The sequence below is a fragment of the Amnibacterium sp. genome (assembly GCF_025463795.1).
GTDB lineage: Bacteria > Actinomycetota > Actinomycetes > Actinomycetales > Microbacteriaceae > Amnibacterium.
On sequence record NZ_JAODBE010000150.1, the window covers coordinates 1 to 7,878 of the forward strand.

At 68.5% G+C, this 7,878-nt stretch carries 7 protein-coding genes and 1 pseudogene; 1 reads left to right on the forward strand and 7 read right to left on the reverse strand.

Annotation, left to right across the window (positions count from 1 at the left end; genetic code table 11):
* Both JWQ92_RS16935 and JWQ92_RS12725 read right to left on the reverse strand, forming a co-directional pair.
* Nucleotides 1–265, reverse strand: a 265-nt coding sequence (locus JWQ92_RS16935; RefSeq protein WP_367276737.1) for a tyrosine-type recombinase/integrase, incomplete at its 3' end; no start/stop codon positions are given.
* Complete coding sequence (locus JWQ92_RS12725; protein WP_297344831.1) at nucleotides 213–1,187, reverse strand: SDR family NAD(P)-dependent oxidoreductase; 975 nt, start codon at nucleotides 1,185–1,187, stop codon at nucleotides 213–215. The genes JWQ92_RS12725 and JWQ92_RS16935, both read right to left, overlap by 53 nt.
* A 98-nt stretch (nucleotides 1,188–1,285) precedes the next feature.
* On the opposite strand from JWQ92_RS12725, the gene JWQ92_RS12730 reads away from it, so the two are divergent.
* Nucleotides 1,286–1,840, forward strand: coding sequence for a TetR/AcrR family transcriptional regulator (locus JWQ92_RS12730; RefSeq protein ID WP_297344832.1), 555 nt, complete (start codon nucleotides 1,286–1,288; stop codon nucleotides 1,838–1,840).
* Between the two features lie 286 nt (nucleotides 1,841–2,126).
* Here JWQ92_RS12730 and JWQ92_RS12735 read toward each other — a convergent pair whose 3' ends face one another.
* The 5 genes and pseudogenes from JWQ92_RS12735 to JWQ92_RS12755 form a co-directional block, all read right to left on the reverse strand.
* Complete coding sequence (locus JWQ92_RS12735; protein WP_297344833.1) at nucleotides 2,127–3,635, reverse strand: FGGY family carbohydrate kinase; 1,509 nt, start codon at nucleotides 3,633–3,635, stop codon at nucleotides 2,127–2,129.
* Nucleotides 3,628–4,791 carry a hypothetical protein gene (locus tag JWQ92_RS12740; RefSeq protein WP_297344834.1) on the reverse strand — a complete coding sequence of 388 codons (1,164 nt, stop codon included), beginning with the start codon at nucleotides 4,789–4,791 and terminating at the stop codon, nucleotides 3,628–3,630. Before JWQ92_RS12740 ends, JWQ92_RS12735 begins: the two co-directional genes overlap by 8 nt.
* 86 nt (nucleotides 4,792–4,877) lie before the next feature.
* The gene (locus JWQ92_RS12745) at nucleotides 4,878–5,360 is read right to left on the reverse strand and encodes a ribose-5-phosphate isomerase (RefSeq protein ID WP_297344835.1); all 483 of its coding nucleotides are present in this window, start codon (nucleotides 5,358–5,360) and stop codon (nucleotides 4,878–4,880) included.
* 10 nt (nucleotides 5,361–5,370) lie between these two features.
* On the reverse strand, nucleotides 5,371–7,104 hold the full coding sequence (locus JWQ92_RS12750) for a dihydroxyacetone kinase family protein (RefSeq protein ID WP_297344836.1): 1,734 nt from the start codon (nucleotides 7,102–7,104) through the stop codon (nucleotides 5,371–5,373).
* 351 nt (nucleotides 7,105–7,455) lie between these two features.
* A pseudogene (locus JWQ92_RS12755) lies at nucleotides 7,456–7,677 on the reverse strand (GMC oxidoreductase); the annotation flags it as partial.
* Nucleotides 7,678–7,878: the final 201 nt, after the last annotated feature.

Below are 7,878 nucleotides of genomic sequence, written 5' to 3' on the forward strand. Positions count from 1 at the left end.
CGGCGTTCGCGCGGATGGTGGTAGTGCCGGCGTCGAGGTCGACCGCGTCCCACTGCAGCCCGCACGCCTCCCCCACTCGGCATCCGGTGGCAGCGAGGAACTCGATGACATCGACCATGTCCTGCGCCCGGAGCTGCTCGTCGCTCGGCACGCGCTGGAGCAGCACCGGCAGTTGATCGCGCTCGCGTAGAGCACCGTCGGGCAGGGACTCGTCAGGCGGCGGCAACGAGTCGAGTTGAGAGCTCCCACAGCCGGTTCGCATCATCGGCGTCGAGGGCGTACCAGGCGACCCCGCGGGCGTGGGACGCGATGTCTGGCGTTCCCTCGGGGATGACCTCGGACTCCTGGCAGTCCTCGAAGTAGCGACCCGCTACTCCACTCAGCGCGGGCGAGGTGGCGACGACGATGCTGGTCGCGGCGCCCTGGCCGACAGTCTTGAAGCTCTGCGTATTGGTGGCCTGAATGCCGGTGAGGGTCTGCGGCGGCATATGCCGGGACAGGCCGGTATCTAGGATCGCGCCGGGGTGGACGGCGTTGGCGGTGATCCCATCGGCTGCCCAGCGCCGGGCCGCCTCCACGGCGAAGAGCACGTTGGCGGTCTTGGACTGGCCATAGGCGATCAGCGGGTCATAGGTTCGAACGTTGAAGTCGATGTCGTCGAAGTCGATTCCGGCCCGCAGGTGACCGCGCGAACTGAGGGAGACGACGCGTGCCCCACCAAGCACACCGGCTGCGGCCTCCGCCGCACCCGCAGCCAGTGCCGCGCGCAGCCCCGTCCCAAGGACGAAATGGCCGAGGTGGTTGGTAGCGAACTGCAGCTCGTGGCCACCCTCACTCAGGGCCCGCTCGGGCAACGCCATGATGCCAGCGTTGTTCACCAGCAGGTGCAGCGGGCCGGCCCACTGGCTCGCGAACGCAGCGACAGACGCCGGGTCCGACAACTCGAGGCCAGCCACCTCCACAGCCGCGTCCCGGTGCTCCTCGGCGATCCGGGCAGCCACGGCACGACCGGCTTCAAGATTGCGACCGGTGATGGTGACGCGAGCGCCGGCGCCGGCGAGGACGCGCGCGGTCTCCGCGCCGATGCCGGAGGTGCCGCCGGTGACCAGGGCAGAGATGCCGTGCAGGTCGATCCCGGCGATCGCCTCCAGCGCCGCGGTCTCCCATCCGAAGGCCGAGATGCTCATTGAGGTTCTCCTTCAGGTAGTGACGTAACCTCCCATGCGGAGGCACCTCCGAATATACCGGAGGCGCCTCCATATAACTCGGGTGGATCAGGAGTGAAGTGGCCGACCGTCCTCTGCGTGCCGACGCGCGCCGCAACAGGGAGCAGATCCTCACGGCGGCGACGGGCGCGTTCGCTGAGCGTGGGCCGGCGACGTCACTGGAGGACATCGCTCGTGAGGCGGGGGTGGGCATCGGCACGCTCTACCGGCACTTTCCGACACGGGACGCGCTCTTCGTCGCCGTTCACCGCGCCGAGATCGTCCGCATCGCCGAGCGAGGGGACGAGTTGCTCGCATCGCATGAGCCCCGCTTAGCGCTCGAAGGCTGGCTGGTCGAGTTCCTCGAGTTCATGCACTCCAAGAGGGGCATGGCCGAGGTCTTCCGCTCGGTGATGAGCTCCGGAGAGAACCCGTTCCTCGACCTGCGCGCTGAGACGACCGCCGCGGCGGAGCGACTTCTGCGCGCCGCGCGCGAGGACGGGGCAGCCGTGGAGATCGATGCCTTCGATCTGCTCACCACACTTCACGGCATCTCTTTGGCCACCGACGACCCCGATCGAACAGCGCGTCTGCTTCGTTTCCTCGCTCACAGCTTGACCGGCAAGTACAACTAGAAAGCCGGCCGCTCATCGACCCCTTCGCCTCGGTCCGTCTCAAGACGGGACGAGCGCCCGCTCCTCGGTGTGGCTCGGATTCAACGAACAGATCGGGTCGAGTTGTGCGCCGGTTCTCGAGGTACCTACCTGACGGCACGGAAGTAGTCGCGCCAGGACGCCATGCCAGCGACCACCGGATCGTCGCCTACGGGCGCGCCGTGGACGCAGTTTGGACACACTTGCTCGAGGTACCCAGGCATCGAAGCCGAGCCGGCCCTAGTGCCACACCGGCCGAGAAGCGCCACTAGCGAAACGCAGCCAGGCTGGCGAAGGCATCCCGAAGATTCGGGTAAATGGTCCGGTAGACGGCGAAGAGGTCGCCGTACAACTGTTGATTCTCGACTCCTGGTGCCACCGTCTCGACCGTGCGGCTCATGCGAGCCGCGATCTCTCTCAGGTCGCCCTGACCGGCCAGGCCGACGCCGAAGGCGGCGAGCATCGCGGCCCCGAGCGCCGCGGTCTCGACCTCCGACGCGACGGATATATCGCGGGCGAGAACGTCGGCGAAGATGCTCAGAAGGGTCGACGAGCGTGACCCTCCGCCCATTGCCGTGACGCGGGTGATCGGGGTTCCACGCTCGGTCTCGATGGCGTCGAGGAGCAGCCTGCTCTCCAGCGCGAGGCCTTCATAGACCGCGTGAGCCATGTCGCCGAGATCGTGGTAGTCGCCGAGGCCGACGAAGGCCGCCCGCGCGGTGGAGTCCCAGTACGGTGTCTCCGCGCTTGTGAGGTACGGCAGGAATAGCAGGCCCCTCGAGCCGGGTCTCGATGTCCGAGCCATGCGGGTCAGCGTCTCGACGCCCTCAACAGAGTCGGGTAGACCGCGCACCTGCTCACGCAGCCAGGCGAGCGAGAGCATTCCAGAAGCGACCAGGGCTTCCAATGTGTACGAGCCGGCGACGGGTGAGGCAAGGGTCCGGTAGTTGGGCGAAACGCTGTACTCCCCGCTTTGAACGCCGATTGTGAGTGATGTTCCCAGGCTGAGGTACGCGTGGTTAGGTTCGAGTGCGGCGGCGCCCAGGCCGGCGCACTGTCCGTCCCCGCCGCCGGCGACCACGGGCAGCCCGACAGGAAGACCGGTCTGTGCGCTCGCCTCTGGCGAGACGGTCGACATGACTGAGCCCGGGGCTACCAGGTCGGGCACGCGGCCGGAGGACAGACCGGCTAAGTCGAGCAGCCGATCCGACCAGGTGAAGGACGACATGTCGAGCAGTGACATCGGGTCAGCGCTGGCGGCCGATGTCGCCCACCTTCCGGTCAACCGCCACACGAGGTAGGCGTGGGTGTCGGCCACCATCGCAGTCGCGGCGAGCGTCTCTGGTTCGTTCTCGCCGAGCCAGATCAGCTTGTACAGACTCGGCGTGGTGCTCGGCGGCTTGCCGGAGATCGCGTGGATCTCCGGCGTTCCGAACCGTGCGATCTGGTCACCTGCGCGAGTGTCCAGCCACAGGATTGCAGGTCGCACTTCCTTTCCGGATCCGTCCAAGCAGACAAAGCTTTCCCGCTGGTGGGTGATCGCAATCCCTTGCGGGGGGCCGGCTCGCAGGTCCGTCAGGCTCGACGTCAGGCTTCGAAGCGCCGTGCAGGTCGCCTCCCACCAGTCGACTGCCGACTGCTCTGCCCAACCGGGGCTCGGAGCAGCGCGCGCGAGCAAAGCTCGACCTTCAGCGAGGGGCTGGCCGTCGGCATCGAAGGCGATCGCCTTCACGGCCGTCGTGGAGCAGTCGACCCCGATCACGTATGGCTCACTCATGCGGGATCCTCTCAGGGAGGGAAGCCGACACGAGCTCGCGCAGCGGATCGACCCGACCCTCCAATACGGCCTGGATTGCGTGTAGGAGGGGGAAGCGGGAAGTCGGGTCGGGAACCAGTTGGGCCGCCAGCGCTACAGCCGTGCCGATGGCCGCGGCTCCCTCGACGGTTTGCTCCTGAACGCGCATGGCTTCCAGTGCTTGCGACGCGGTCTGACCCGAACCAATCCGGGCCCCGTAGATCCTATTTCTGCCGGACAGAGCAGTCACCTGGAGATCACCGGTTCCCGCGAGCCCGAACACGGTGCGCGCGGATCCCCCCATGGCTTCGGACATCGCCGCCATCTCCAGCACCGCTTGCGCGAATACCGCCGACTTCAGGTCGTGCCAGGGTTCGGAAGTCGCCTCGGCGAGCCCGTCCATGTAGCCAAGGGCGATCGCGTACACGTTCTTCAGCGGTGCTGACACCTCAAGGCCGATGACATCCGCGGTCGGCTCGATCCTGTAGTTGTCGGTCTGGACGAGGCGACCAACAGCGCGCGCCGTGTCCTCGTCTGCCGAGCCGTAAACGCTGGCGGTCGGTCGGCCGGCAGCGACCTCGTTCGCCTTACACGGACCTCCTACGGCGACGATCGCCGGCGCCTTCAGTCCACGAGTGGCGAATAGGTCGGCGATGAAGGAGGGCAGGATCCGCACTGCTCCGGACTCATCCCTCAACAAACCCTTGCTTGTGACGGCAAGGACGTCCACAGAATCGAGTGCCCTCGACGCCAAGGAGACCACTGGCGCCACACCCTCCGACGATGTCGCCAGTACAGCGATGTCTGCACCGTCGAGCGCGCCATCCAGATCGTCGGAACGGAACAGGCGGACCCCATCCGGAACACGGATCCCGGTTCGCGGGTGGGGCTTCTCGGCCGCCACGGCGTCGAGCAGATGGTCGTCCAACCATGTGCCCCAGAGGTGCACCTCATGCCCGCGCTCCCGCAGCGGCGTCGCCAAGGCGGAGCCCATGGCGCCCGCCCCGAGAATCGTAAATCGCGTCATCGCCGACCCCCGCGGACGGTCCACCGGCGTTCCCGATGAGAGCGACTCGACGACGGGCGAGACCCGTGCTTCATCGCCGCTCGCCCCCGTCCCGTGGGACAGCGCCGCCATCACATTCCTCGAGGTTCGAACGATCCCCGACTTCTCGACCGAGATATGGCCGGTCCACCCCGGCGCCGTGGGGTCGCGGTCGAGTATCAGTTCTCTCCACCGGCCCCGCCTTCCTCCTCGTACCTGCTGATGCGAGCAACTTTCTCGGCCGAGGCCGACGCCGGATCGAAGCGGTAGCCGAGCCACTCCCGCGCGAGGCGCCGAGCGAGTTCCAGACCCACCACCCGCTGCCCGAAGCAGAGCACCTGAGCGTCGTTGCTGAGCACCGATCGCTCCACCGAGTAGCTGTCGTGGGCGGTGACAGCGCGGATGCCCTCGACCTTGTTCGCGCTGATGGCCACGCCGAGGCCGGTGCCGCAGACGAGCAGGGCCCTATCTGCTTCGCCACGGGCCACGAGCTCCGCTGCGCGAATCGCGATGTCCGGATAGGCGGTGGTGTCGTCGGCGCGCACACCGACGTCGACCACGGAGGCAACCCTGTCATCGCGTGCCAGGTCCGCCTTGAGCGCGTCCTTGTACTGCAGGCCCGCATCGTCGGATCCGACGACCAAACGGAGTCCTTCGGTCATCTCTGTCTCCTCACTTCTCCTGGTGCTCGCTTAGGACCCGGCCGACCGCCTCCATGGCCAGTCCGAACGAGACGGCCCCCGGGTCGGGGGTTCCCACGCTGCGGTGAGCGAGCGGGCGAGCGCGGCCGACCCGGGGCGACAGGTCTGCGGTCCGCTGCGCGGCCGCCACTGCCGCGGCCGCCGCGGACCGCCATGCGTCTGACAACGACGCGGCGGCGCTCCTGGCCCTGAGCTCGTCGACGAACGGAAGCATCGCATCCAGCATCGTCTTGTCCCCGAACTCGGCCTTCCCCAGCGTCTGGACGGCCTTCACCCCTGCCGCCAGCGCGGCAACGACGTCGCCCGACCTGATGTCCCCCTGATCGCCCAGGCCCTTCCCGACGGCGGCGAGGGCGGCGCCCCAGAGCGCGCCCGAGGTCCCGCCGGCCGCTGCCCCCCACTCGTCGCCCGCCCGACGCAGCAACGTGGCGCTCCCTGCGCGAGCGGCGACGGCCATCGCGCTCGAGGCGGCTGCAGAAGCCGATCCCCGGACCATGCCGCGCCCGTGGTCGCCATCTCCGGCGACACTGTCGAGCCGGCCGAGCTCGTCCTCATGCTCACCCATGGTGGCGGCGATGGCGTGCAGCGCTCGGGCGATCGTGCGAGCGACGGCCCGAGACTGCTCGCTCGCGTCGACTGCGCCCTCGGAGGCGTCAGGGCTCGTGATCTCGACCGGCCGTCTGCGCTTCGCGCTGCCCCCGGCGTTGCCGTCAGAACCGCGACGGAAGGCCGGGGTGATGGCAGGAGCCGTCCAGAGCTCCTCCAGTTCGTCGTCCAGGAACAGCAGGGTCAGGGAACAGCCGGCCATATCCAGACTTGTCACCAATTCGCCGACCTCAGGTGCGACGACCTCGTATCCCGATACCTCGAGGCGACGGGAGACGCCCAGCCAGACGGCGAAGAGTTCCTCGTACTTCGTCGTGCCGAGGCCGTTCAAGATCGCCGCGACGCGCGATCCCGCGTCCGCCGGCGCCTCCGCCACCAGCGCGGACACGAGGCGCTCCGCGAGCTCGTCGGCGGTCGGCAGCGATTCCTCGGCGATTCCCGGCTCCCCATGAATCCCGAGGCCGACCGCCATCCGTCCGGGCGGCACCTCGAACAGCGGTGCCGCCCACCCTGGGAGGGTGCAGCCGGCGAAGGCCACGCCGAGCGTCTTCGTCCGGGCGTTGCCGTGGGCCGCGACACGTTCCACCCCGTCGAGGTCGTAGCCCGCCTCCGCAGCCGCCCCGGCCAGCTTGAACACGACGAAGTCCCCGGCGATGCCCCGCCGCTTCTGCATCTCGTGCGGCCCTGCGCTGGCGATGTCGTCGGTCACCAGCACGGTACGGACGTCCAGTCCCTCGCGCCGCAAGCGCTGCTCCGCGAGGCCGAAGTTCATCACATCGCCCGCGTAGTTGCCATAGCTGAAGAGAATGCCGGCGCCCCCCGAGGCGGCTCGCGCCACCGAGAGCACGTCCCTTGCAGCAGGCGAGGTGAAGACGTTGCCGACCACCGCACCGTCAGCGAACCCCACACCAACCACCCCGCAGAAGGCGGGATAGTGCCCCGAACCGCCGCCGATCACCACGGCGACCTTCCCCTCACGGGTCTCGGTCGCGCGCACCACTCCTCCTGGCACGCCCAGCACAAGGTCCGCATACAGATCGATGAAGCCGGCGAGGGCGTCCTCGGTGAAGGTTGCGGGTTCATTGAAAAGCCGAGTCACCGTGCTTCCTCTCCACCCGCCTCGTCCGGCAGCGCGCCCGCCAGCTCCTTCTCGATCACGTCCGTCTGCTCGGGAGTGGCCAGGCCACGCGCGAGAACGGCAGGCCGGGCACGGGCCGCAGTGCGGATGCCCGGAACCGCGATACGGCCACAACCGACCGAGGCCGCCGCTCGAGCCAACGTACGCTCGTGCCGGGCCACCGTCGAGCGGCCGATCACCGCGACCGCCGCCGAGAACGCCGAAGGACAAGGCGTCCCTGCAGGCGCCGCAGCCGTCTCGACCGGGGCCTACGAACACATCCGGGCGCACAGTATCCCGTGGTGGCCCGCACGGCCGCGACGACGCCGAGCGTCAACGGTGTGACGGCCCGGTTCGCTCGGGCCCGCTCGCTTGTGCAGCCGCAGCACCAATCCGCGTTGCGAGCGCAACCGCGGTCAATGTGGGGTTGCACGCGGTGGCGGTCGGAATCACCCCGTTGCCCGCAACGAAGATGTTCGACGTACCCCAAACCCGGCCGCGGACATCACAGACCGACGTTCCGTCGTCGACCGGCCCCATCCGGACGGTGCCCTGGTCCCGTCCCCGCTACTCGACCTGCCGACGACGTCGGACGGTCGGACGAGCGCCTCGTCGCGCAGCGAGATTCACGGTCGTTCCTCGTCCGTTCACCGGGCCACGACCCCCGAAATCTTGAACCGTCAGGCTTCGCGGGCGGCTCGGAGGGCGTCGGCCCACCAGAGCAGGTGGTCGACCATGACGGTCAGGCGCGGCTCG

Bases quoted from the DNA above. Each gene is read 5' to 3' on its own strand.
- JWQ92_RS12725 (WP_297344831.1), bottom strand. From the start codon at position 1,187: ATGAGCATCTCGGCCTTCGGATGGGAGACCGCGGCGCTGGAGGCGATC.
- JWQ92_RS12740 (WP_297344834.1), bottom strand. From the start codon at position 4,791: ATGGCGGCGCTGTCCCACGGGACGGGGGCGAGCGGCGATGAAGCACGG.
- JWQ92_RS12735 (WP_297344833.1), bottom strand. From the start codon at position 3,635: ATGAGTGAGCCATACGTGATCGGGGTCGACTGCTCCACGACGGCCGTG.
- JWQ92_RS12745 (WP_297344835.1), bottom strand. From the start codon at position 5,360: ATGACCGAAGGACTCCGTTTGGTCGTCGGATCCGACGATGCGGGCCTG.